Origin of the sequence: Caballeronia sp. INDeC2, from assembly GCF_023631325.1 — a bacterium.
GTDB lineage: Bacteria > Pseudomonadota > Gammaproteobacteria > Burkholderiales > Burkholderiaceae > Caballeronia.
Map to the genome: position 1 here is coordinate 173,695 of NZ_JALQDG010000012.1, position 24,331 is coordinate 198,025.

General features: G+C 64.1%; 23 protein-coding genes and 2 pseudogenes. 13 read left to right on the plus strand and 12 right to left on the minus strand.

Annotated features, from left to right (window positions below):
- The first annotated feature begins 40 nt into the window (after nucleotides 1-40).
- A complete protein-coding gene (locus NCS28_RS10775) occupies nucleotides 41-589 on the plus strand; it encodes a sigma-70 family RNA polymerase sigma factor (protein ID WP_250513814.1) in 549 nt (182 codons plus the stop codon).
- A complete protein-coding gene (locus NCS28_RS10780; protein ID WP_250513815.1) occupies nucleotides 586-1,227 on the plus strand; it encodes a DUF1109 domain-containing protein in 642 nt (213 codons plus the stop codon). Before NCS28_RS10775 ends, NCS28_RS10780 begins: the two co-directional genes overlap by 4 nt.
- Before the next feature lie 12 nt (nucleotides 1,228-1,239).
- Here the strand turns inward: NCS28_RS10780 and NCS28_RS10785 are convergent, their stop codons facing one another.
- Entirely contained in the window at nucleotides 1,240-1,641 is a 402-nt protein-coding gene (locus NCS28_RS10785; RefSeq protein ID WP_250513816.1) for a hypothetical protein, read from the minus strand.
- A gap of 227 nt (nucleotides 1,642-1,868) precedes the next feature.
- Entirely contained in the window at nucleotides 1,869-2,012 is a 144-nt protein-coding gene (locus NCS28_RS10790) for an SAM domain-containing protein (protein WP_250513817.1), read from the minus strand.
- A gap of 245 nt (nucleotides 2,013-2,257) precedes the next feature.
- Between NCS28_RS10790 and NCS28_RS10795 the strand changes: the two genes are divergently transcribed.
- Together NCS28_RS10795 and NCS28_RS10800 are read left to right on the plus strand one after the other, a co-directional pair.
- Nucleotides 2,258-2,599 (plus strand): DUF4148 domain-containing protein, encoded by a 342-nt coding sequence (locus NCS28_RS10795; RefSeq protein ID WP_250513818.1) that lies wholly within the window; start codon nucleotides 2,258-2,260, stop codon nucleotides 2,597-2,599.
- 204 nt (nucleotides 2,600-2,803) lie between these two features.
- Nucleotides 2,804-3,559 (plus strand): DUF2242 domain-containing protein, encoded by a 756-nt coding sequence (locus NCS28_RS10800; protein ID WP_250513819.1) that lies wholly within the window; start codon nucleotides 2,804-2,806, stop codon nucleotides 3,557-3,559.
- Nucleotides 3,560-3,572: 13 nt separating this feature from the next.
- On the opposite strand, the gene NCS28_RS10805 is transcribed toward NCS28_RS10800, so the two are convergent.
- Nucleotides 3,573-5,717, minus strand: a complete 2,145-nt coding sequence (locus NCS28_RS10805) for a D-(-)-3-hydroxybutyrate oligomer hydrolase (RefSeq protein ID WP_502801176.1) — start codon at nucleotides 5,715-5,717, stop codon at nucleotides 3,573-3,575.
- A 267-nt stretch (nucleotides 5,718-5,984) separates the two neighbouring features.
- Entirely contained in the window at nucleotides 5,985-6,356 is a 372-nt protein-coding gene (locus tag NCS28_RS10810) for a BON domain-containing protein (RefSeq protein WP_250513820.1), read from the minus strand.
- Between the two features lie 113 nt (nucleotides 6,357-6,469).
- Between NCS28_RS10810 and NCS28_RS10815 the strand changes: the two genes are divergently transcribed.
- From NCS28_RS10815 to NCS28_RS10835, 5 genes are all read left to right on the plus strand, one after another.
- Nucleotides 6,470-6,634: a hypothetical protein gene (locus NCS28_RS10815; protein WP_250513821.1), complete on the plus strand. Its 165-nt coding sequence runs from the start codon at nucleotides 6,470-6,472 to the stop codon at nucleotides 6,632-6,634.
- Nucleotides 6,635-6,993: 359 nt separating this feature from the next.
- The gene (locus NCS28_RS10820; RefSeq protein WP_250513822.1) at nucleotides 6,994-8,469 is read left to right on the plus strand and encodes a TAXI family TRAP transporter solute-binding subunit; all 1,476 of its coding nucleotides are present in this window, start codon (nucleotides 6,994-6,996) and stop codon (nucleotides 8,467-8,469) included.
- A gap of 140 nt (nucleotides 8,470-8,609) precedes the next feature.
- Nucleotides 8,610-9,269, plus strand: coding sequence for a 2-hydroxychromene-2-carboxylate isomerase (locus NCS28_RS10825; RefSeq protein WP_250513823.1), 660 nt, complete (start codon nucleotides 8,610-8,612; stop codon nucleotides 9,267-9,269).
- Between the two features lie 138 nt (nucleotides 9,270-9,407).
- Nucleotides 9,408-10,391, plus strand: coding sequence for a LysR family transcriptional regulator (locus tag NCS28_RS10830; protein WP_250513824.1), 984 nt, complete (start codon nucleotides 9,408-9,410; stop codon nucleotides 10,389-10,391).
- Nucleotides 10,392-10,448: 57 nt separating this feature from the next.
- A complete protein-coding gene (locus NCS28_RS10835; RefSeq protein WP_250513825.1) occupies nucleotides 10,449-11,369 on the plus strand; it encodes an AraC family transcriptional regulator in 921 nt (306 codons plus the stop codon).
- Nucleotide 11,370: 1 nt separating this feature from the next.
- Here NCS28_RS10835 and NCS28_RS10840 read toward each other — a convergent pair whose 3' ends face one another.
- From NCS28_RS10840 to xdhA, 4 genes are all read right to left on the minus strand, one after another.
- Entirely contained in the window at nucleotides 11,371-12,321 is a 951-nt protein-coding gene (locus NCS28_RS10840; RefSeq protein WP_250513826.1) for a DUF4236 domain-containing protein, read from the minus strand.
- Nucleotides 12,322-12,430: 109 nt separating this feature from the next.
- Entirely contained in the window at nucleotides 12,431-12,937 is a 507-nt protein-coding gene (gene xdhC, locus NCS28_RS10845) for a xanthine dehydrogenase accessory protein XdhC (protein ID WP_250513827.1), read from the minus strand.
- Nucleotides 12,934-15,297, minus strand: a complete 2,364-nt coding sequence (gene xdhB / locus NCS28_RS10850) for a xanthine dehydrogenase molybdopterin binding subunit (RefSeq protein ID WP_250513828.1) — start codon at nucleotides 15,295-15,297, stop codon at nucleotides 12,934-12,936. The genes xdhC and xdhB overlap by 4 nt, the downstream gene beginning before the upstream one ends.
- A gap of 21 nt (nucleotides 15,298-15,318) precedes the next feature.
- Entirely contained in the window at nucleotides 15,319-16,842 is a 1,524-nt protein-coding gene (xdhA, locus tag NCS28_RS10855; RefSeq protein WP_250513829.1) for a xanthine dehydrogenase small subunit, read from the minus strand.
- 338 nt (nucleotides 16,843-17,180) lie between these two features.
- Here xdhA and NCS28_RS10860 point away from each other — a divergent pair, with 338 nt between their 5' ends.
- On the plus strand, nucleotides 17,181-18,395 hold the full coding sequence (locus NCS28_RS10860; protein WP_250513830.1) for an MFS transporter: 1,215 nt from the start codon (nucleotides 17,181-17,183) through the stop codon (nucleotides 18,393-18,395).
- 29 nt (nucleotides 18,396-18,424) lie between these two features.
- Here NCS28_RS10860 and NCS28_RS10865 read toward each other — a convergent pair.
- Both NCS28_RS10865 and NCS28_RS10870 read right to left on the minus strand, forming a co-directional pair.
- Nucleotides 18,425-18,729, minus strand: a pseudogene (locus NCS28_RS10865) (addiction module antidote protein).
- Between the two features lie 2 nt (nucleotides 18,730-18,731).
- Nucleotides 18,732-19,032, minus strand: a pseudogene (locus NCS28_RS10870) (type II toxin-antitoxin system RelE/ParE family toxin).
- Nucleotides 19,033-19,192: 160 nt separating this feature from the next.
- Between NCS28_RS10870 and NCS28_RS10875 the strand changes: the two are divergent.
- From NCS28_RS10875 to NCS28_RS10885, 3 genes are all read left to right on the plus strand, one after another.
- Nucleotides 19,193-19,939: a GntR family transcriptional regulator gene (locus tag NCS28_RS10875; protein WP_250513831.1), complete on the plus strand. Its 747-nt coding sequence runs from the start codon at nucleotides 19,193-19,195 to the stop codon at nucleotides 19,937-19,939.
- 10 nt (nucleotides 19,940-19,949) lie between these two features.
- Nucleotides 19,950-21,383: a multidrug transporter subunit MdtD gene (mdtD, locus tag NCS28_RS10880; RefSeq protein ID WP_250513832.1), complete on the plus strand. Its 1,434-nt coding sequence runs from the start codon at nucleotides 19,950-19,952 to the stop codon at nucleotides 21,381-21,383.
- A 231-nt stretch (nucleotides 21,384-21,614) separates the two neighbouring features.
- A complete protein-coding gene (locus NCS28_RS10885) occupies nucleotides 21,615-22,886 on the plus strand; it encodes an EAL domain-containing protein (RefSeq protein ID WP_250513833.1) in 1,272 nt (423 codons plus the stop codon).
- A gap of 2 nt (nucleotides 22,887-22,888) precedes the next feature.
- Here NCS28_RS10885 and NCS28_RS10890 read toward each other — a convergent pair whose 3' ends face one another.
- Both NCS28_RS10890 and NCS28_RS10895 read right to left on the minus strand, forming a co-directional pair.
- Complete coding sequence (locus NCS28_RS10890; protein ID WP_250513834.1) at nucleotides 22,889-23,041, minus strand: hypothetical protein; 153 nt, start codon at nucleotides 23,039-23,041, stop codon at nucleotides 22,889-22,891.
- 72 nt (nucleotides 23,042-23,113) lie between these two features.
- Nucleotides 23,114-24,244: an acyltransferase family protein gene (locus tag NCS28_RS10895; protein ID WP_250513835.1), complete on the minus strand. Its 1,131-nt coding sequence runs from the start codon at nucleotides 24,242-24,244 to the stop codon at nucleotides 23,114-23,116.
- Nucleotides 24,245-24,331 lie beyond the last annotated feature (87 nt).

Genomic DNA, 24,331 nt, shown 5'->3' on the forward strand with positions numbered 1-24,331 from the left:
GCGCGAAACTTCGTCTCGTTGCCCCGCCCCTACAGGAACCATGTCGCACGATGCGGAAAGCCGGCTGAAAGCGTTGTTCATCAGCGGACTCGATGGCGATCAGAACGCGTATCGCAGCTTTCTGCAGGCTCTCACGCGGCATCTGCGCGGCTATCTGCGAAAGCGCATTGCGCATCGTCTCGACGATGTCGAAGATCTCGTCCAGGAAACTTTGCTGGCGGTGCATAACGCGCGGCACACCTATCGGCCCGATGAACCGTTGACGGCCTGGCTGCACGCGATCGCGCGCTACAAGCTAATGGACTTCTTCCGTTCGCACGCGCGCCGCGAGTCGCTGAACGTCCCGCTCGACGATCACGAAGAGTTGCTCGCCGCCGCCGACGACGAACCCGCTCAGGCGCGGCACGACATCGGCAAGCTGCTCGAGCATCTGCCGGACAAGCAACGTCTGCCGATCGTTCACATGAAACTCGAAGGGTTGTCGGTGACGGAAACCGCGCGAATAACCGGCCTTTCGGAATCGGCGGTCAAGGTCGGCGTGCATCGCGGTCTCAAGGCGCTCGCGGCTAAAATCCGGGGACTGCGATGAAGACCGATGAACTCATTTCCCTCCTTTCGAACCAAGTGACGCAGGTTGACCGCGCGGCCATCGCACGGCGGTTCATTCAGGCGCTGCTGATCGGCGCGGCGGGCTCGCTGGTTTTGATGAGCATCGTGTTCGGCATTCGTCACGATCTCGGCAGCGTCGCCCGCACGGGCATCTTCTGGGCGAAGCTGGCGTTTCCGCTGGCGGTCGCGATCGGCGCGATGCTCACCATCGTGCGGATCGGCCGGCCCGGCGCGCGCGCGGGATATTCGTGGGCGCTCGTGGTGTTGCCCTTCGCGGCGGTCTGGATCGCGGGGTGGATGGTCGTCGACCACGCGGGTCCGACCGCGCGTGCCGCGCTCGTGCTCGGTCATACGTGGCGCACTTGCCCGTTCAATATCCTGCTTCTATCGATACCGACCTTTCCCGCCGCAATCTGGGCGATGCGCTCGCTCGCGCCGACGCGATTGCGGCTTGCGGGCGCCGTCGTCGGATTGCTGGCAAGCTCGACGGCGACGATCGTCTATTGCCTGCATTGCCCCGAAATGAGCCCCGCATTCTGGGGCGTGTGGTACGCGATCGGGATGCTGATGCCGGCGCTCATCGGTGCATGGCTGGGGCCGCGGCTTCTTCGCTGGTAACGACGACGACCTCTATCCGAAGACGCGCGCCCATGCCGCCCGAACGCGCCGCGCGCGATCTTCGAGCAGATACGAAGCGAGCAGCGCCAGAAGTCCAGAGACGACGCCCGTCAGAACGTGTTCGACGTAAGGCAGACGGTAATGGCTTTTGTGCGCGTAGGCATCGCCGATTGCGGTCAGCACACCGACGATCGCCGCATTGCCGTAGCGGTTTTCATAGAGGCTCGCGGCGGGCGTGAAGGTCAGAAGCACCGCCAGCAGTCCGGTGAGAAGACCGGTTTTGAAGGCTATCGTCCAGTGAGCGATGCTCGCGATATTGCTCCAACTGCCGGGCATGCAGGTCATGCACGCGCTGGTCGGTTGCCAGAAGCGTTGAATGAACAATTTGATCCGACGCTTCAACTCGCTCGGCATGATCGATGTTCCTTCGACTGGCTTGCAAGCGCGACGTCGACTGCTTCGAGCGCGTAGATGAAACCGGACGTCCGGCCCTCGTCTCTGATTCGCTGAAGTTCGTTCATCGACGCAGCGCTCCGATTACCCATGCCATACCAAACTAGCGCGCGTGCACGCGCCACGTAGAACGCGGAAAAAAGCGATGGCTCGCGCCCTGCGTATTCGTCGAAAGCCGCAGCGCGAATTCATGGCGATGCGCGCTCGCCTGGGCGCGCTGCATCGCAATAGGCGCGCGCCGCCTCGCTGTCCATAGCGCGATCGCGATGTTCGCGGAACACCGCTTCGTACCGCTCCATTCCGAAGCTGCGCAGCCAGGCGGCGACGTCCACGATGTCTCCCGGGCGAGGAATCCGAGTCACTTAAAAAGATAGCAGATCGCCTGATTCGGACTTCCGTTATCAATCGTCGGGCCGACTTTGATTGAAACGATTAATGTCAAACCAGGAAAACTGATTTGGGCGAATCAGGGTTTTTACTAATAAAACCGCGTCCTACACTGCCTCTCAACGACGAAGCAGTGGCCAAGCAAACTCACCACCGCGACGTTCCCCAAAGCCAGTATTCGGAGGTCATCATGTTCAAGTCCATCGTTCCCGCCATCGCCATTGCTGCCGTTCTCGCCGTGCCCGGTTTTGCCCAGGCGCGTGAAGACGGTCCGGTCACCCGCGCGCAAGTGCGCGCCGAACTGGTTCAACTCGAACGCGCGGGCTACAACCCGTCGGCCGATCAGACCACCTACCCGGCCGCAATCCAGGCTGCGGAAGCCCGCGTCGATGCGCAGCAAGGCGTCGCCGCGTCGTCGTTCGGCGGTGCGACAGAAGGCGCATCGGCGTCGGGTCATGCAAGTCGGTCGAGCTTTCTGGACCGCATCGTCCGTCCGGAAGCCGCAAATCCGGTCGACTTCAACCGTCCGTAATCGTCCCGTAAGCGCGTTTCGCGCGCGAACAAACGCCCGGCCGCGCGCCGGGCGTTGCGCTTTGCAAAACGATGAATCGACAGCTTTCATCACGCTGTAAATCACGGATTCGACGATGTTTTCAGACTGCGCTTTTTCATCGGCCAGTCCGGCGGCACTACAATTTGTGTCTGCCGTTGACACAAATTCTGGATTCGCTGCCTCATGCCCATGCCGTCGCTGGGCCTCGTTTTCGCCTCCCTCGGACTCATCGCACTCACTGCCTGCGGGAGCCGCGGCTCGGTCACGCCGAGCTATCAGCAGGAGCTGTTCAGCACCGGCGCGAGCCCGTTCGCGCACAATTACGACGCCACCGTCAACGAAACCTGCGAGGCCGCGCGCCGCGCGCTGCTGTCGCAAGGCTTTCTCACGACGATGGCCCAGCCCGACACCGTCGACGCGACCAAGAATTTCCAGCCGAGCGCCGAGACGCACGTCGTCGTGTCGTTCCATGTGGTGTGCACGCCCGGCGAGAATGCGACCAATCAGAGCATCGCGTATGTGAACGCCGTGCAGGACGGCTATGCGCTCAAGAAGAGCGATACGTCGGCGAGCGTCGGGTTGAGCGTGCTCGGCTCGCTGTCGCTGCCGATCCGCTCGAACAGCGACGCGATGGTCAAGATTTCGAGCGAGACCGTGCCCGCTGGCAAGTTCTACGACCGCTTCTTTTCGTTGATGGGCCACTATCTGAAGACGGTGCCGCGCAGCGCGCCCGTCGCGGCGGACGAAGTGAAGAGCAAGCCGCTCGCGCCCTCGCTCATCATCACCTCACCCGAGCTCACGCCGACGCCGATCGTCGTGCAGACGCCCGCCGCCGCAACGGCGATCCAGGCGTCGGATGCGGTCGCGGCCGGCGCCTCGGACGTGCCCGCGGCGTCGGCTGCAGCGCCCGCCGCGCCCCGCACCACCGCGACTCAATAAACCACGCGCCGCGTCAGTTCGGCACGTTGACGATGCCGCCCGCCGTCGTGATCGCGTTCGCGCCCGGATCGGCGGCGATCGGCGGCAGATTCGACGGCGTCAGCGCGGGCGCCGATCCCGCCGTGCCGCCGCGCGCAACCGTGCGGACCACCTGAGAAGGCGGCAGCGGCGCGTTGTTCTTCAAGTGGTTCCACATCAGGTTGAGCGCCTGAATGTTGTAGTAGTGGATTGGAATGAAGCGCGTGTCGAAGCCGGCCACGCTCAGGAACGCGTCGAAGTGCTGACCGTTCGTGATTTCATATAGCGAGAGCTGGCTGTTGTTGCCCTCCGCCACGCGATTCGCGCCGAGATACGGCCGCGACGCGTGGTTGATCGGCACGAGCGCATCGGCGCGGCCCTGCACGATGATCGCGGGCTTGCCGCGCAGGTTCGCGTTCACGCGGATCGCGTTCACGCTGCCCACCATCGTCGCATTGCCGTTCGTCCACAGCGAGCGCAGACACGCGGCGCCCGCGTAGCTGCCATCGGGCGTCGCCAGCCGATGATCCGCCGCGCCCGTCGTCCCCGCGTTGTAGACCAGGTTGATGCCGTTCGTCGGCGGCACGCCGTTGCCGTTGCCGAAGAGCGTCGGCATCGGCGAGACGAGCGGCGTCACGCCCGCCGCGCCCGTCACCGCGTTGGTCGTGCCGAAGCTGAAATTGCACAGGTTGTCGAGCACGCTCGCTTTCATGTATGCGTCGGCGTAGGTGACGGCTACGGCCGGCACCGCCTGCGAGTCCCACATCGGCGCATGGAGCGTGTCGGAGTCGGACTCGTAGCCGGCCTGATGCAACTGGTTGAGCGCATCGGTGGCCTGCGCGACGGTGTTGCCGCCCGAAACGAGCCCGCTCGCGGCGAGCGTCGCGCAACGCGCCGTGCGAATCGCGTTGGTCGTCGCCACGGGAAGCGCCGTCAGATAAGGCGCGCCGGCCGCGGCGGGCGCGAGCGCCGCGCACGGCTGGAGCAGATTGGCGAGCGTCGTGTAATCCGCGAGCGGCCGCCCGAACGAGCCGACCGGCACGCCGCCCTGCCGCACCGAGACCTGCGACGGCAGATTCAGATTGATCTGCGGCTCGCCGACGACGACCGCCGTGATCCAGCCATCGCTATCCTGTTCCGCCGCCGCCAGCGATGCCCCGCCGCCGTTGCTCACCGATGCCGCGATCGTCGTGATGTTGCCTTTGTTGTAGCGCACCTGATGCGACGAGCCGCTGACCGGGCCGAACATGTCGTTGAGCGCCCAGTACGCGAACTGGATCGCCTGCAGCGTGTTCTTGCCCCAGTCCTTTTCCGGATTCTGCTGCGAATGCGCGTGCTTGTACGCGTAGCGGTTCGCGAAGGCCGAATTGAACGACGCCAGCGCCGAGGCGCTCACGTTCGCCTTGAAGATCGCCTTGTTCCCGGCGATGTCCGCGCTGGCGAGCGTGCCGTCGATCAGCGTGACGAGATTCGTCGACAGTTCGTGGCCGCCGTTGCCGCTGCCCTTGTCGGTGTAGGCCACCGCGCAGCCGCGCTTCAAGCCCCACTCGCCCGCCGCCGAGATGGCGCCGTAGACGCCGCGCGATCCCGACGACGTCGCCGTGACGATGCAAGGCTGATCGGGATTGAAGCTCTGCGGAATCTGCACGAGCAGGCTGACGTTCTGCGCGCCGCTGCCGTCGTCCGCGTAGGCGATGTATTCCTTGCCCGCGATCTTCCCTTCGCCGAGCGTGTCGTTGCCGTTCAGATCGACGTTCGGCCCCCAGAAGCGGCCGTAGCCGCCGTTCGCCGACATGTCGACGAGCGCGCGGTAGTTCGCATAGATCGCGAGACGGCGCAATTCGGCCGCCGTGGGCGCCGCCGGCTTGGCGATCGAGGGCGCGGTCGCGGACGCGAGTCCCGTCTTGCCGAGACCGGCTGTGAGCAGGTCGTCCGACACGCCGTCGTAAATCTGCGTATTGACCGAACCGGAGATGAAGCTCGGCAAGGTGTTGGTCGGCTGGCCGCCGCCGTTGTCGTCATCGCCGCCGTGGCATGCCGCGAGCGTCAGCGCGGCGAGCGCCGCCAGCACGCGGAACGCAGCCGTGCGCGGCGCATTCTGCAAAGTCTGCAACCTCTGGGTACGCGCGAATCTTGTCATTGTGAGTCTCCGCCATACGTTCCGATGAGTGATGCAATCTGAGGAGTGCAACACGTCCGCGAGGCTCGCGTGCGCGCTGCGCGGCCGTTGGTGCAAGTATCGCGCCTTATCGGCCGATCGTTGCGGCCAAATTCATGTGCCGTCGCAGCACGAGCGCCAAACGACAACGGGCTCCGGCCGCAAAAGCCGGAGCCCGTTCAAACGCCCGCGTGACGAGCGAAGCCGGCGGCATCGTGCGATGACGCCAGCTTTCTGTGACTCGAGTTATTAACCTCCGCCGCCTTGCACGCCGAGGGTGATCTTGTTGGAAACCGACTTCACGCCCGGCACGCCCTTGGCCACTTCTTCGGCCTGGGCAATCTGGCCGCCTTCCGGCACCGTGCCGGTCAGCGTCACCGCACCGCCGCGCGCACGCACGAACACATTCGATACATCGAAGCCCTGTGCCTTCGACAGTGCGCGGCGCACGTCATAGCCGAGCTTGCGGTCGGTCTTCTTGGTCGTGGATTTCTGGGCTTTCGTCGGCGCGGCGGAGTCGGCGCTCGTGGCGGCCGCGTCGCTCGATTGGGCATAAGCGCTCGAGGCCACGGTCACGCACATCACCATGCCCAGCGCCTTTAACAGATCGACTGCTTTCATGACTTCTCCTTTTGTTTCGCTTGTTGACTTCGCACAGTTGCTACTTCTCTCGTTTGCACTCCAAAACCGGAGCGCATTCCCAGCGGCTGGGCTACGACATCGAGCGGCTGCCCGTGGCCACGCGCGCCCAAGACCTGAAAGGCGCGGGCATGACGGCGGCAAGCCGGCGAATGCGGCTCACGGTGCTGCGAGAGACTGGCGAAAGAAACAAACAGCGGCCGGTTGGTCGGGCGAAAAAAACCCGTCGGCTCGAATATGACCTGCCGCATGACGGCTGACTGGCGCGGCTCACGAACCCACATTGCGGGCTGCGGCGCGCTAAGAGCCTTGTCGTGCGGCGGCGAACGTCAATTTAGCCCAGCGCGGCCATTAGCGCAAAGCATTTAACAACGAGGCCTTGCCCGAAGCCGTGCATATGCAACAGCAGCGTCTTCGCCGACACACGTCCGACACACGTCCGTCACACCCCACGCACGCCGGACGCCGATCGATCTCATGTACCATCAACGCCATGCCGGCCGCCCGGACGCGCCGCTCGCGCGCCGCGCCGAACCTGTTCGTGGCGTTGTCCGCGCATCGCGATCGGGTAAGCTCGCGGGCACGCAGTTTTACCGCAGTTCGACGATTTACCGACGAGATGACCCACCCATCAGGAAACAATCCGGGCACCGATCCGGACGTCCCACCGGCACGCAAGCCGCAGCAGCGGATCGTCGCGCGCTTCGTCGCGATTTCCTGGCGCGATCTCGCGCTCACCTTCGGCCCGATCCTGCTCGTCTGCGCCGCCGCGCTCTATGTTGCCGTGCGGCTGATCCAGCCCGCGCCGCCGAGCACGCTGACCATCGCCGCCGGGCCGAAAGGCAGTTCGTTCTGGAACAGCGCGCAGAAATACAAGGCGATCCTCGCGCGCAACCGCGTGACGCTCAACGTGCTGGAGACGCAAGGCTCGCTCGACAACCTGACGCGTCTGGACGATTCGAAATCGAACGTCGATGTCGGTTTCGTGCAGGGCGGCCTCACCAAGCCCGGCACGACGCACGACAATCTCGAATCGCTCGGCAGCGTGTCTTACGTGCCGCTCGCCGTGTTCTATCGCGGCGCGACGGTCGTCAACCGGTTGTCGGAGTTGAAGGGCAAGCGGCTCGCGATCGGCGCGGAAGGCAGCGGCACGCGCGTGCTCGCGCTGAATCTGCTGAAGGCGAACGGCATCGAACCGGGCGGCGACACGGAGTTGCTGCCGCTCGCCGGCGACGAAGCCGCGAAAGCGCTCGAAGACGGCCAGGTCGACGCCGTCTTTCTGACAGGCGACTCCGCCCAGCCGCCGACGATGGCGAAGCTTCTGCGCACGCCGGGCATCCGCTTCATGGATTTCGTTCAGGCCGATGCCTACGCGCGCCGCTTCCCGTACCTGACGGAAATCGAGCTGCCGATGGGCGCGTTCGATTTTTCCCGCAACCTGCCGCCGCGCCCCGTCCACATGATCGCGCCGACAGCCGAGCTGGTTGCGCGCGACAGCCTGCATCCGGCGCTCTCCGATCTGCTGATCGAAGCCGCCCGCGAGGTGCACGGGCGCGCTAATCTGATGCAGCGCGCCAACGAATTCCCCGCGCCGCTCGCGCACGAATTCCGCATCAGCGACAACGCCGAGCGGTATTACAAATCGGGCAAGAGCTTCCTGTACCGCTCGCTGCCGTTCTGGCTCGCGAGCCTCGCCGATCGGGTGCTCGTCGTGCTGGTGCCGCTGATCGTGGTGCTGATTCCGGGCTTGCGGCTCATGCCGGGGCTGTACCGCTGGCGCGTGAAATCGCGTATCTATCGCTGGTATGGCGCGCTCATTGCAATAGAGCGGGAGGCGATCAGCGGCCCCGATACCGCCCAGCGCGACGCTTTGCTCGACCGCATCGACGCAATCGAGACGGCGGTGAATCGCATGAAGATGCCGCTCGCGTTCGCGGATCAGTTCTACGTGCTGCGCGAGCACATCGGCTTCGTGCGGGAGCGCCTCGCGAACGTGCCGGTCGCGCACGCCGGTAAAGCCCCTGCGCGCGGCGTGGCGCAATCGGATACATCCGGTGTCGCGGCGCGGGCAGACACGGAACAAGGCAGCACGTAATATCTATTGGAGGAAAGGAAGAATGGATGCGACGCCGCGAGCGCCGCATCCGCGATGCAGGACACGACAAAAAACGAACAAATGAGGCCCAGGCGCGCATCGGCGTGAGTAAGGCCAAGGAATCTCAGGGAGAAGGGAACATGAGTGCCCCGCATTCGGCCAGCAATGGCCAGCCGTACTTTTTCTTCGACTTCATTTCGCCGTTTTCGTACTTGCTGCTCGAACAGCATGAAAAATGGCCGGACATGCCGTTCGAGCTCGTGCCCGTCCAGTTGATGAAGCTCCTCGATCGCTGGGGCCAGCCGCACGCCGCAACGATTCCCTCCAAGCGCGTCTTCACCTACCGGCACGCGCTGTTCCGCGCAGAACAACTGGGCATTCCGTTCAAGATGCCGCCCGCGCATCCCTTCGATCCCACCAAGGCGCTGCGGCTCGCCGTGCTGGCGAACGGCGAGATCGGCCGCGTGCGCGAGATCTTTCGCTACATCTGGCGCGAGGGGCGCGATCCGTCGACGCCGGAGGGCTTTCGCGCGTTGTGCGAGCACGTCGGCATGCCGGAGGGCGAGACGCGTATCGAGGACGAGGACATCAAGGCGAAGCTGCGCGACAACGACGACCGCGCCGTGTCGATGGGCGTCTTCGGCGTGCCGACCTTCCTCGTCAACGATCAGATCTTCTGGGGCGAGGACACGCTGCCGATGGTGCTCTACGTCGCGCGCTCGCCGAACTGGCTCGACGGCGCGGAAGTGAAGCGCATCAGCGCGCTGCCGATCGCCCCGCGCGACGCCGATTTCGGCTGACGCCGGCGGGGCCGACGAGCGCGCCTATGCCGTGCATAGCGCGCTCGCTATGGCGTCAAAAATGGATAAGCGTTTAACTCCGGGTGAGGGATCGCGAGTTCGCGCCCGCGCGTCCTGATTTCAACCGCTTCGCAAGCCATGAACGATCCCGCCGACTCACTCGACATCTGGCTCATCCGCGTGCTGCGCACCCTGTTGCTGGAGCGCAGCGTGACGCAGACCGCGCAGCGGCTGAACCAGACGCAACCGGCCATCAGCACCGCGTTGCGCCGCCTGCGGGAGATCCTGAACGATCCGATTCTCGTGCGCGGCAAGCAGGGCATGGTGCCGACCGAGTACGGCGAATCGCTGCTCGCGCCCGCGCAGCGCGCGTTGCGGGAAGTGGAATTCGTCGCGACGCCGCACGGCGACTTCGACCCGGAAAGCTCGCGCCGCACCTTTCGCGTCGCCGCGCCCGATTATCTGAACGATTTCTTCATGCCGACGCTCGTCGCGGCTTTTCGCGATGCGGCGCCGAATGCGCGTCTGGAGATCGAGTCGCTCACGCCGATGCGCGACCACGAGCGCATGCTCGACGAAGGCGAAATCGATCTGATGGTCGCCAACTGGACAAAGCCCGAGCCGCGCTTCGAACGCCAGGATCTGTTCACCGACGTATTCGTCTGCCTGATGCGCGCGAACCATCCGCTTGCACGCGAGCCGCTGACGGCGGAACGCTACGCGCTCGCCGCGCATCTCGCGCCGACGCCGTATAGCGGCGGCAGGCGGCATCCGATCGACATCGGCCTCGCGCGCGCGGGCATCGAGCGGCGCATCGTCACGACAATTCCCTACTTCGGGCTCGTGCCGCAAGTGCTGCTGCAGTCAGACCTCATCTTCACCGCGCCGCGCCGCTTCGCGCAGCACTATGCGGCGATGCTGCCGCTCGCGGTGCTCGACTCGCCGGTGCCGTTTCCGCGCATCAAGTGCTATCAACTTTCGGTGCCGCAGCCCGATCAGCCGACGGATGTCGCGTGGCTGCGCACGCTGATGTCGACCGTGTCGGATTCGCTCACCCGCAAGAAGAACGTTGCGCCCGCCTTAGAAGACGAAGCTCGCGAACTCGGCGAGCTCGCGAAGTAGCGCACGCCTGGCGGGACTTCGGTACTATCCGGAACGACACCCTCGCCGACCGCTCACATGGACGCACTCGACAAACTGATCCAGCTTGCGAGCCTCGCCGGCGCGCTCGATCTGCGCTGCCTGCTGAGCGGCCCGCTGGAACTCGATCACGCGCCTGCGCCCGTCGGCGAAGCGGTGTATCACGTCGTGCTCGATGGCGCGTGCACGGTGCTTCGTAAAGGTCATGCGCCGCTGGAACTGAGGGCCGGCGACATCTTCTTTCTGCCGCGCGGAGACGCGCATGTGCTGAGCATTCAGGCCCGTGAAGCCGGCGCGTCAAAAACGGACATGGAAGTGCGCCACAACGGCGCGGTCACGGTGGAAAGCAATTGCGGCGGACGGCAGCCGGGCGTGGACTTGCTGTGCGGGCGCTTTCTCTACGCGCCGCGCGCGCTGCTGATCGATGTGCTGCCGGATGTGGTGCATGTGTCGTTCACGGACGCATCGGCGGCTTACCTCGCGCCGCTCGTACAGACCATGCGCCGCGAGGCGGAAGAAGCGCAACTGGGCGCGCCGTCGATCGTCACGGCGCTGTCCACCGCGCTCTTTACGATGGTGTTGCGCGCATGGCTCGAAGGTCAGCCGTCGCTCGCGGGCGTGCTCGGACTGCTGGCGAACCGGCGGCTGGGCGCGTCGATCATTGCGATGCTGGAACGGCCCGCCGAGCCGTGGACGCTGGAAATGCTGGCCAAGGAAGCGGCCATGTCGCGCGCGACGTTCATGCGCGCGTTCTCCGCGCATTCGGACAGCTCGCCGCTGGCGTTGCTGAGCCACGTGCGCATGCAGCTCGCGAGCACGATGCTCACGCATACGAAAAAGAGCATCGCGGATGTCGCGGCGGATGTGGGATATCAGTCCGAGGCGGCGTTTTCGAAGCGGTTCAAGGAGCTTTATGGGGTGGCGCCGGGGAGGTTTCGGGCGGCGAATGGGCTGGGCTGAGTCAGCGAAAATCGGAGCGGTAATACGCGCGCTGATGATCGGCGGGCGCCGCGTTTTCCGTTGCTGTGGAAGCCGGGGCGTCATGATGTGGCGGGACTAACGATGAGAAAGCCGCAGCCGCCGCGGCAACGATCGCGACGCGCACCAAGACACCGATCCATGTCCGATCGCGTTTGAGCGCGAGATCAGGGCGCGGGGAAAGTTGCTTGACAACCAACGCGTCGAATTGCGTGTCGATACCGCCGATTCCGTTCAACAGCGCTGACTTCCTGTTTTCATACGCGACGAACCTGCGGCCGCCCCAGCACGCGGCGGCGATCAACAGCAACGCGCCCAGCAATCCCACTGGAAGAAGAAAGCTCCCCAACAGTCCCAGCACGAACGGACCGCTGAAGGTCGGCTTCGCCGGCAGAGACTGCACCTTGCTCTCGGCCGATGCGACGACCTCGTTGAGCGCGCGATACGCGCCGTGCCGGCTGGCGCATGCCGACTCGATCGCGTAAGCCGCGCGCATCGCCTTCTCCTTTTCGGCGAGCGATATCGAGCCGATATCGGTAGCGAGACGGGCGGCCTTGTGCACGATTTCCAACTCCGGCGACAGGCTTTCGATGAACGCCTTGTGCTCGACGAGTTCCGTCGCTTCGCCGAGATTCGCTTCGCTTACATAGATGCCGTGCGAAAGAAAGTAGCCGCGCAGCGCGCACACGACGCGCTCCTGCACGCACAGTCTGAATTCGAGCGATGCCGCTTGCCTGCGCGACGGCTGTCGCGGGCCTTTCGATTTGAGGTTGGTGACGTGGTAGATGCCGGTGCCCGGAATGCTCGTCGTGATGCGGCCGCGCGTGTTGTAAGTGAAACCTTTTACGCCGATCGAGGTGCTGATTCCGCTCTTGCTCAGCTTGACACGCACGCCGGGCAATATCTTGATGCTCTTGCGAAAACCGAATCCCATCGCTGCTTCCCTTACTCAAATCGCCGATCACGACATGTTAGGGATGCAGCGCTTATCGATCTATCCGATAGTTCAGAAAAGACAGTCACGGGAAGCGAAACGATGCGCTTCAGGCGGTCACGCGGATTCTCCGTAACGCTTCGGGCCCCACCCGTACGCCCATCTCCCTCACCCTCAACAACTGCGCCGCGACCGCCATTCCGATCGACCACGGCGCCTTATCGACGATCCCTTCCACGCCGATCGGACACGTGATCTCCGGCAGCCGCTCCGCCGCCACCCCGCGCTCCATCAGACGCCGTTCGAACTTCACGCGCTTCGTCTTCGACCCGATCAAACCGAAGTAAGCGAAGTCATCCCGCCGCATGATGCGTTGCGTGAGCGAAAAGTCCAGCGAATGATCGTGCGTCATCACGATGAAATACGTACCCGCTGGCGCCTCGTCGACGATCGCATCGGGTAAATCGGTCGCTTCGATCTGCACGTTCGCCGGGACTTCGTCGGGGAAGAGTTCGTCGCGCGCATCCACCCACTGCACGACGCACGGCAGCGTACCGAGCACCTTCACGAGCGCATGGCCGACGTGGCCCGCCCCGAACAGGACGACGTGCATCATGACCGTGCGCTCCTCACCGCGTGGACCGCCTTGAGGATCTCTTCCGCCGTCGCGGGGGCGTTCAACGGCGGATTCACCTTGTGATCGCCGACCGCGGAAACGGCGTCGCGGATCGCGAAGAACACCGAGAACGGCAACAAGAGCGGCGGCTCGCCCACGGCCTTCGAGCGATGGATGCTGTCCTCCGCGTTGCGGTTCCTGAACAGATCGACGCGGAAATCGGCGGGCATGTCGTTCGTCGTCGGAATCTTGTAGGTGGACGGCGCGTGCGTCATCAGCTTGCCCTTGTCGTTCCACCAGAGTTCCTCCGTCGTGAGCCAACCCATGCCCTGCACGAACGCGCCTTCGACCTGGCCTTTATCGAGCGCCGGATTCAGCGATGCACCCACGTCGTGCAGCGCGTCCGCGCGCAGCACACGCATTTCGCCGGTCAGCGTATCGATCACCACTTCCGACACCGCCGCGCCGTACGAGTAGTAGAAGAACGGGCGGCCCTGCATCGTCGCCTGATCCCAGTAGAGCTTGGGCGTCGCGTAGAAGCCGTCGGACCACAACTGCACGCGCGCGAGATACGCCTTCTGCACGACTTCGCCGAACGGAATCGCATCGTCGCCGACCATCACGCGATCGTTCGCGAAGCGCACCTGCGCGGGCGTAATCGTGCCGCCGCCGAACTTCTCGGCAGCGAACTTCGCGAGCCGTTCGCGCAACTGGCGCGCGGCGTCTTGCGCGGCCTTGCCGTTCAGATCCGTTCCCGTCGATGCCGCCGTGGCCGATGTATTCGCGACCTTGCTCGTGTCCGTGGCCGTCACGCGCACGCGCTCGAAGTTCACGCCGAGTTCATGCGCGACGACTTGCGCGACCTTCGTGTTCAGGCCCTGCCCCATCTCGGTGCCGCCGTGGTTCACGAGCATCGAGCCATCGGTATAGATGTGAACCAGCGCGCCCGCCTGGTTGAAGTGCGTCACGTTGAAAGCGATGCCGAACTTCACCGGCGTCAGCGCAAGACCCTTCTTCAGGATTTCATTGTTTGCGTTGAACTCGTTGATGGCCGTGCGCCGCCGACGATAATCGCTCGTCTCTTCGAGTTCGGCGATCAGTTCGTGGATGACGTTGTCTTCGACCGTCTGGCCATAAGGCGTCTTGTTGTTTTCCGTCTTGCCGTAGAGATTCGCGCGGCGCACGTCGAGCGAATCTTTTCCGACCGAGCGCGCGACGTTGTCCAGGATGTACTCGATCGCGAACGCGCCCTGCGGCCCGCCGAAGCCGCGAAACGCGGTGTTCGACTGCGTGTTCGTCTTGCCGCAATAGCCTTCGATCTTCACGTCCGACAGCCAGTACGCGTTGTCGAAGTGGCAGACGGCGCGCGTCATCACCGGACCGGACAGGTCGGCAGAGAAGCCGCAGCGCGAGGTCATGTCCACGGCGACGCCATCGATCTTGCCGTCGTCGTCATAGCCGACTTCGAACTCGTACACGAAGTCGTGACGCTTGCCGGTGATCATCATGTCGTCGTCGCGGTCCGGACGCAGCTTCACCGGGCACAGCAGCTTCCACGCGGCGAGCGCCGCGCAGCACGCGAAGATGCCCGACTGCGATTCCTTGCCGCCGAACCCGCCGCCCATGCGCCGGCATTCGACCAGCACGTTGTGCGAATGCACGTTGAGCACGTGCGCGACGAGATGCTGCATTTCCGTCGGGTGCTGCGTCGAGCAATAGACATGCATGCCGTCGTCGTCCTTCGGCACGGCGTACGCGATCTGGCCTTCGAGATAGAACTGCTCCTGACCGCCGAGCTTCATCGCGCCGCGCTCGTGATGCGAGGCTTTCGCCATGCGCCCTTCGGCGTCGCCGCGCGACAGCTTCAGCGGATTCAGCACATACGATTCGGCCTTGCGCGCGTCTTGCGGCGTCAGGATGGGCACGAGGTCTTCGAACTCGATCGTCGCGCGGCGCGCGGCAAGACGCGCCGTGTCGTGCGATGTCGCGACGACGATGAACATCGGCTGGCCGACGAACTGCACGATGCCCTGCGCGAGCACCGGGTCGTCGTGGATGATCGGGCCGCAATCGTTCACGCCGGGAATGTCCTCGGCGGTGAAAACGGCGACGACGCCCGGCGTCGCGCGCACGGCGTCGAAGTTCATCGACACGATCTTCGCGTGCGCCTTCGGGCTCGTGCCGAGCGCGGCGTGCAGCGTGCCCGCGATGGGCGGAATGTCGTCCGTATAGCTTGCGCGCCCGCTCACGTGCAGATGCGCCGATTCATGCGGACGCGACACGTGGACCTGCTTGAACGCGTCGATTTCGTTCGCGAGCGACTGGGCTTCGGCGAGAAAGGCTTCGGCTTGCTGATTCATTGTCTTGTTCTCCCTTTTCGCTTACTTCGCTTCGACCAGTTCGATTGCGCGCACGTCCAGCTTCGATTTATCGAGCGGATCGTGCGGACGCGTCTCCAGCCAGAAGCGATACAGCAGGCTCTTCGCGGTATCGAGGCGGTAATCGCTGCTCGCGCGCATGTCGGTGAGCGGCTGGTAATCCTTCGAAAGCGCGAGCATCGCGGCCTGGGCGGTGGCTTCATGCCAGTGGGCATCGGCGAGAACGGCTTCCGCGTGCGATGCGCGCTTCGGCGTCGCGGCCATGCCGCCGTAGACGAGGCGCGGCTCGCGGATCGTGTCGCCATCGGCGATGAACGAATACGCGGCGTACACGGCGGAAATATCGGAGTCGAAGCGCTTCGACAGCTTGTACGCGCGGAACTGGAGCTTCGCGCGCTTGCCTGCCCGCGTCGGCACGCGAATGGCCGCGACGAATTCGTTCTCGCGCATGTCCTTCTTCTGATACGCGATGTACAGGTCTTCGAGCGGCATTTCTCGCGTACCGTCCACGCTTTGCAGCACGACGCGCGCGTTCAACGCGATGAGGCCTGGCATCGAATCGCCGATCGGCGAGCCGTTCGCGACATTGCCGCCGAGCGTGCCCGCGTTGCGAATCGGCAGCGAAGCGAAGCGCAGACGCGTTTCCTCGAGTTCGGGATAGGTCTTCACGAGTTCCGCATACGCGCGATCGACCGACGCGCCCGCGCCGATCTCGATCCACGCGTCCGTCGTCTCGACGTGCTTGAACGATTCGATCTGCCCGATATAAACGATGTCGCCAAGATCGCGCAGTTGCTTCGTCACCCACAGACCGACGTCGGTGCTGCCCGCCAGAATGCGCACGTTCGGATTCTTGTCCTTGATCGCGGCGAGCGCTTCGGCGGTGCGCGGCGCCTCGAAGCGGCGGCCGGCGTGCTCGTAACGGAACGTGTCGTCACGCTGGATGCCTTCGAGCGTGCGCGCGAGCGCGGGCACGTCGACGGGCGCGAGCGGCGCGTGATCGAACATCTGCTCCGCCGCCTCGATGATCGGCCGGTAACCCGTGCAGCGGCACAGATTGCCCGTCAGCGCGTCGCTGATTTCCTGGCGCGAGGGCTTGGTCTTCTCGCATGCGCCCGGGCAGCCGGTCGTCGCATGGCCGTGTTTTTCGTAGAGCGCGAACATCGACATCGCGAAACCCGGCGTGCAGAAACCGCACTGCGAGCCGTGGCAATCGACCAGCGCCTGCTGCACCGGATGCAGCGTGCCGTCAGGCTGGCGCAGGTCTTCGACGGTGAAGAGCGCGCGGCCGTCGAGCGTCGGCAGGAACTGCACGCACGCGTTCACGGCCTTGAACGCGACGCCGCCCGCGCCGTCCGGCTCGCCGATGACGACCGTGCACGCGCCGCAGTCGCCTTCCGCGCAGCCTTCCTTGGTGCCTGTGCAGCGCGCGTCTTCGCGCAGGTATTGCAGGACGGTGCGCGTCGTCGACGCGCCGCTCACTTCCTGGATCGCGTTGCGGTGATAGAAGCGGATCGGCTGGGTCATGGATGTCTCGGGGCTCTTCGATGCTTTTTTGCTGGTTGCGTGGGATACGCAGCCGGTGGCATTCGCGACTTCAGGGGACTTTTTCGGACTGGTCCTGTCGCTTCGATGATCCGAAAGCTATCACCTCCAAAAACCATAACCCATAGCCGACATTGCATGAACGACATACTCTTCGTCCGATATGTGCGCCGAGTCTTATGCAGCAAGCCTTCTGGCGTTGCCGTCCGATCGTTCGGATCCTTGATTTGTCCCTCCTGGTTACAAAACACGTGCGACGTTGCGCCGCAACATATGGGAGAATCATGCCTTCGCGCCGAATTCAACCCCGCACTTTCCCTATGTCCTCCGAGCCTCGCATCAAGCCGCAGGGCGATTTCGCAGTCACGCTGCGGATTTTGCCCGTCGTGCTGTACACGTTCCTTTGCTACCTGACGATCGGCATCCCCCTCGCGGTGCTGCCGGGTTACGTGCATACGGATTTGGGCTACGGCTCGGTGATGGCGGGCGCGGCGATCAGCGTCCAGTACTTTGCGACGCTCATGTCGCGGCCGCTCGCGGGCCGCACCGCCGATACGCTCGGCCCCAAGAAAACCGTGCTGTACGGCCTTGCGGCGTGCGCGGCGAGCGGCGTGCTGCTGCTTGCGTCGGCGCTCGCGGCGCAATGGCATGGTGTGAGCCTCGTGCTGCTGGTGATCGCGCGGCTCGTACTCGGCTTCGGCGAAAGCTGGGTCGGCACGGGGTCGATCACGTGGGGCATCGGCCGCGTCGGGGTGACGAACAACGCGAAGGTGATTTCGTGGAACGGTATCGCGACCTACGGCGCATTGGCGGTCGGCGCGCCGCTCGGCGTCGCGATCGATCATTCGCTCGGGTTTGCATCGCTCGGGGTGATCGTGATCGCGCTCGGCGGCTTCGGCTACTGGCTCGCGACGCGCATGGCGAGCGTGCCGATCGTGCACGGCGAGCGCATGTCGTATCGGAGCGTGTTCTTCCGCGTGTTGCCGCACGGGCTGGGACTCGCCCTCGGTTCGGCGGGCTTCGGCTCCATCGCGACGTTCATCACGCTCTACTATGCGGCGCACAACTGGCCGAACGCGGCGCTGTCGCTGACGGTGTTCGGCACGATGTTCATCGGAGCGCGGCTGCTGTTCGCCAATACCATCAAGGCATACGGCGGGTTCCGCGTGGCGATCGTGTCGTTTGCTTTCGAAAGCGCTGGATTGCTGATGTTGTGGCTTGCCGCCGAGCCTACTTTTGCGCTCGCGGGCGCGGCGCTGACCGGCTTCGGCTTCGCGCTGGTGTTTCCGGCGCTGGGCGTCGAGGCGGTGGAGCTCGTGCCGCCGGCGAGCCGGGGCGCGGCGCTGTCGGCTTATTCGGTGTTTCTCGATTTGTCTCTCGGGCTGACCGGGCCGCTCGCGGGCTATGTCGCGGGTGAGTTCGGTTATGGGTCGGTGTTTTTGTTCGCCGCGCTGGCGGCGGCCGCGGCGGTGGCGTTGTCGGTTGCGCTTTATATGCGGGCGGGGCGTGGGGTGGGTGGGGCGGCTACGGCTTGAGGCTCATTCTGTTCCGGCAAGCCTGTGAATTACGTACCGGCCTTCGACGCGTGAAGTTGTAGCCCCAGCGCCTTGACCACTCTCAGGATCGTGCCGAAGCTCGGGTTGCCGTCTTCCGACAGCGCTTTATAGAGCCCTTCGCGACTGATGCCGGTGTCGTGCGCTACTTGCGCCATGCCGCGCGCTCGTGCGATCACGCCGAGCAACGCGCGATGAAAGCCGGTTCGTCACCGCCCTCTTGCAGACAGGCCTCGAAGTATTCGGCGATGTCATCTTCCGTTTGCAGATATTCGGCCGAATCCCATGGCCGCGTTTTGATCCTGGTTGCCGTCATGGTCACTCCATGTTCAAGTGAGGCAGCATGGCATGAGCGGACCTGATGCCTCGCTCCTGCGTGGACTTGTCTCCGCGGCATAAGAGAATCGCGAGAACATCGCCGCGCTGCACGTATTAGCACGCGGTAGCCCGGCACATGATCGATGCGTAGCTCGATAACAGGCGATCCGGCCGAATTCGTGTCGCCCGGATTTCCCATTGCGAGTCGATCGATGCGGACCCGGATGCGGCGCTTCGCGATGCGGTCCTTCAGCGAGGAGTACCCGTCGTCGAAGATCTCGGTCGTGCGGATGTTCAGCATCGTAATCCATGGTTCGCACCGTGTAAGCTATAGCTCACACATGAAACTGCATCATGAGGGCGTTCAGACGCAGCAAACCTAGCCAAGATAAGGAACAGGACGCCCCTTCGTCTTCCATGTTTGTCTTAAAATCCCCGCTTGGCCCATTAGCGTCCGCTTTATGAACCCGAACTCGGAAGACCGCTGGCGCGACTTGCGCCCGGACCCGGACAGCGACACTCCGCTCTATCTTCAACTCGCTCGCAAGCTCGCCAACGCCATCCACGACAATCGCTGGAACGCAGGCGAAGCGCTGCCCTCCGAGCGCGTGCTGTCGGATGCGCTCGGCGTCTCGCGGATCACATCGAGAAAAGCGATTGCGCTGCTCGTCGAGCAAGGGCTGATTCGCCGCGAGCAAGGCGCGGGCAGCTTCATCACGCCGCGCTACGAAGATCCGCTGTCGCGTCTGTCGAGCTTCTCCGAGATGCTGCGGCGGCGCGGCTTCAAGCCGAGCTCCAAGTGGCTCTCGCGCACCATCGAGCCGGCCAATCGCGATGAAGTCATTCAGCTCGGCCTCTCGCCCGCCGCCACCGTCACGCGCCTGAAACGGCTGCGCCTCGCCGACGACATCGTGATGGCCGTCGAGAACTCCACGTTTCCCGCGTCGTGCATTCCCGATCCGCAGACCATCGGCGATTCGCTCTACAGCTATCTCGAAGCGCGCGGGCTCTCAATCGTGCGCGCGCTCCAACATTTCCGCGCGGTCAACGCGAGTGAGGAGATCGCGCGGCAAATGGGCATCGCGCCGCACGACGCACTGTTGCTCATCACGCGCGTCGGCTATACGGCCGATCAGCGCGCAATCGAGCTCACCGATACCTACTGCCGCAACGACTACTACGATTTCGTTGCCGAGCTGCGAAAGTAAGCCCCGCCCAATGACCGACACCCCCACAGCCCAGCCATCCGACCGATCGCTCTCCATCATGCTGTGGCTCGTCGCCACGGGCTTCTTCATGCAGACGCTCGATTCGACGATCGTCAACACCGCGCTGCCGGCGATGGCCCGAAGCCTGGGCGAAGCGCCATTGCGCATGCAGGGTGTCGTGATCGCCTACTCGCTCACGATGGCGATGATGATCCCCGTGTCCGGCTGGCTCGCCGACAAGCTCGGCACGAAGCGTGTGTTCTTCAGCGCGATTCTCGTGTTCACGATCGGCTCGCTGTTATGCGCGAAAGCGCAGTCGTTGCAGGCGCTCGTCGCGTATCGCGTGGTGCAGGGCGTGGGCGGCGCGATGCTGCTGCCGGTCGGGCGTCTCGCCGTGCTGCGCGTGTTCCCGGCGGAACGGTATCTCTCGGCGCTCGCGTTCGTCGCGATTCCGGGGCTGATCGGACCGCTCATCGGCCCCACGCTCGGCGGCTGGCTCGTGCAGATCGCGTCGTGGCACTGGATCTTTCTGATCAACGTGCCGGTCGGCGTGATCGGCTGCATTGCGACGAATCTGTATATGCCGGACAGCCGCAATCCGGCGACCGCGCCCTTCGATCTCGCCGGCTATCTGCTGCTCGCCGTCGGCATGGTCGCGCTGACGATTTCACTCGACGGCCTCGCCGATCTCGGCCTGCAGCATGCAATCGTCATCGTGCTGCTGGTGCTCTCGTTCGGCTGCTTCGTCGCGTACGGCCTGCACGCGACGCGCGCCGCCCAGCCGATCTTCTCGCTCGATCTCTTCAAGATCCACACCTTCAGCGTCGGGCTGCTCGGCAATCTGTTCGCGCGCATCGGCAGCGGTGCGATGCCGTATCTGATCCCGCTGCTTCTGCAAGTGAGTCTCGGCTACTCGGCGTTCCAGGCCGGCATGATGATGCTGCCCGTCGCGGCCGCGGGGATGGCGTCGAAGCGCGCCGTCACGCGTCTCATCGAAAAACACGGCTACCGGCGCGTGCTCGTCGTGAACACAGTGCTCGTCGGCCTGATGATGGCGAGCTTCGGGCTCGCGAGCGCGCATCAGCCGCTCTGGCTGCGGCTCGTGCAACTGGCGGTCTTCGGCGCCGTCAATTCGATGCAGTTCACCGCGATGAACACGCTCACGCTGAAGGATCTCGGCACGGGCGGCGCGAGCAGCGGCAACAGCCTGTTCTCGCTCGTGCAGATGCTGTCGATGAGCCTCGGCGTGACCGTCGCGGGCGCGATTCTGTCGACGTTCACGGGGCTTTTGCCGCAGGTGACCGAATCGAACTCGCTGCCGGCGTTCCACGCGACGTTCCTGTGCGTCGGCATCATCACCGCAGCGACGGCGTGGATCTTCGGTCAGCTCGCGCCGGAAGTGCGCGCGGTGCCGCGCAAGCCCGATCCGTCCGAATCGAACTGAGGCGGTTCGCGAATCGCGCACCGCGCCGGTGCCCGTGCGCACGATTGCGCGGCGCGCGCTCCCGCGTCTGCGGCACGCCCGTCCAATCCACACACGAATCGATTCGACCTGCTCATCCGATAATCGCTGCGAGCCGCCTGAACATTGAATTTGCACGCTTTTTGCTCGAACGATCGGAAGCCGATCCGGTAAACTATCTCGATAAAGTCACTTGCCTTGCGCCCAGACACCATGAGCATGGTTGATCTCGACCCTCCCCGCTTCCAGCCGCCCCGGCCCGTCGCCGGCGACGACGGATCGCGTCGCACCGTGCTGTACGGCGAGTACACCGTTTTCAGCGTGTTCCAGCCGGTGTTTTCCGTGTCGCATCGGCGCGCGATCGGCTATCACGCGTCCTTGCGCGCCCGCGACGACGCACATCGGCACATTCCGTCGCACGAGGTCTTCACGCAAGCCGCGCGGCGCGGCGATTTGCTCGAACTCGGCCGGCTCGCGGAATCGCTGCATCTGGGCAATTTCAACGCGTTCGACAGCCACGACGAATGGCTTTTCCTGAGCCTGCACCCCGCTGCGCTGATGGACACGAGCTACGGCGACGCCCTGCTCGCATCGCTGAAGGACATCGGCCTGCCGCCGCAGCGCGTCGTGCTCGAAGTCCCCGAGCAGGCGGGCGGCGAGACGACACGCTTCGCGGAAATCGTCGATTCGCTGCGCAAGTCGGGCTTTCTGATCGCGCTCGACGGCTTCGGCGTGAAGCATTCGAACATCGATCGCGTGTGGCATCTGCGGCCCGATATCGTGACGCTCGACCGCTGCATCCTGCAGCAGGCGACCGAGCATTCGCATATCGAGCGCGTGCTGCCGCGTCTCGTGTCGCTGCTCCATGAATCCGGCCAGCTCGTTCTGATGGGCGGCCTCGCGACCGAGCGCGACGCGCTGATCGCGCTCGAATGCAACGTCGACTTCGTGCAGGGCGCGTATTTCGCGCAGCCGAGCGTCGATGCCGTGCATAGCGAAGTCGCCGCGGGCGTGATGGACGCGCTGTCGGCGGCGTCGCGCGAGCGCGTCGCTGCGCGCGAGCGGGCTCAGGCCGCGCGTCTCGGGCCGTATGTGAGCGGGCTCGAACGCGCGTCCGTCGAACTGATGGAAGGCGAATCGCTCGTCACCGCGACGAGCGAACTGCTGCAACTCGCCGACACCGCCCGCTGCTTCCTGCTCGATCAGGCCGGACGGCAGATCGGCGACAACGTCGTGCCGGTCGTGCGCACGTCGCAACGCGCGAAGCGCTTCAGCCCGCTGCTGCATTCCGAGGGCGCGAGCTGGGAACGCCGGCCGTATTTCATCGAGGCACTGCGCGCGCCGGGGCGTGTGCATTTGACAGCGCCGTATCTCTCCATCAACGATGCGCACCTTTGCGTGACGGCGTCGATCGCCGCGCAGACGCCTTATGGACTGCAGGTGCTGTGCGTGGATATCAACTGGGAAGGCGCGAAGCAGCGATAGGTCTACGCGCCGTTTCCGGCGTCGGGACGAAGCAGATCGATGCCGGCGAGAACGAGCACGCCGGAGAGCACGATGAGCGCGGCGGAATGGCGGCCGAAATAGAGCAGCGCGGCCGCCGACCAGGCCGCGAGGCACAGTCCTGCGAAGCGTTTCATGATGGCGATGCGATTCGGAACATTGCGACAAGCCCACATTTTAGGCTCGCGTTCCGGCGCGCGCAGCGACCGTCAGGCGCCCAGCGTCGCCCTGCCGCGGTGCTTTCGGCGGGTCAGATAACGGCCTAGTCGAATCGACGGTTTTTCGATCGCATAATATCCGGCGATGCTGACCGGAAGAATCAGCACGGCGGGGATCAGCAACGACAGGCGCTGATACGTCTCGCCGAAAAAATGCAGAACGCCCATCAGCACGATGCAGTGCAGAAGATAAAGACTGAACGAAATCTTGCCGAGAAAAACGAGTGGCCGTGCGGTCAGAATCGTGGCGAATCGTTCGAGAGAAATCGCCAGGACGAGAATACCGGTGACGGCCGGAAGAATGACCCAATCGTCCGCGAAACTGCGCAGCACATCGTTGGATATCAGATGGCGATTCACTGAGCCGACCAGGCCATATAGCGCGAGTGAAATCAGCAATGCCGCGAAAAGCCAGTGCGCAGAATAAGCAGCGAGCTTCGACGTAATGGCCTTGCGATATCGCGCGATCAAAGCCCCCAGCACGAACATCGAAATATAGTGGATCGTTGGAATCCATTCGCCCTGAAGGCTCGCGTCCATAAGCGTCCGATGCGCATGGTGGTAGTAACCGAAAGCCGCGAGAGACAGGCAGGCACTCAGCGCGACGGAAAACCAGACCGGCATCGCAAACACTGCGACGACGAGCATCGGAAAGAGCAGCGAGATACGCATCTCGTAAACAAGCGACCAGAGCACCGGATCGAGCGTGCTATTGCTGAATGGAATCAGAAAGTAGATATGGTTCAGCAGGTCATGCCGATTGATGCCCGCGTGCCATGCCTCATTGACCCATTCGCCGGTCCAGGACAGATTCGATCGATAAAGCACGCAGTACGCCGCGTATGCAGCCAGCACCGCAAACAAGTAAGGGATATAAATCCGGCAGACGCGTTTGATGACGAACTCCGCGAAACCTGGCTTGCTTTCACTGGTCACCTGCAAAGTCAGGGCAAAGCCGCTTAGCGCGAAGAACAGAATCACCGCGGAATGTCCCTCGGCGAATACGCGCCAGGGGACATGCTGGAGCCATCGTGTCGGCGTGATTTGCGAATAGTGACTGAATACGACGGTCAAAGCGGCAATGCCGCGCAATGAATCGAGTTGATGATAGCGTGTCGTCATTGTTCAGCTCGCGTCTTTGCTGGCCAGGCCAACGTGAAAATCGGAAGCCAGTTCGGCGACCCCGATCCCGTTAGACTAGGTGAGACT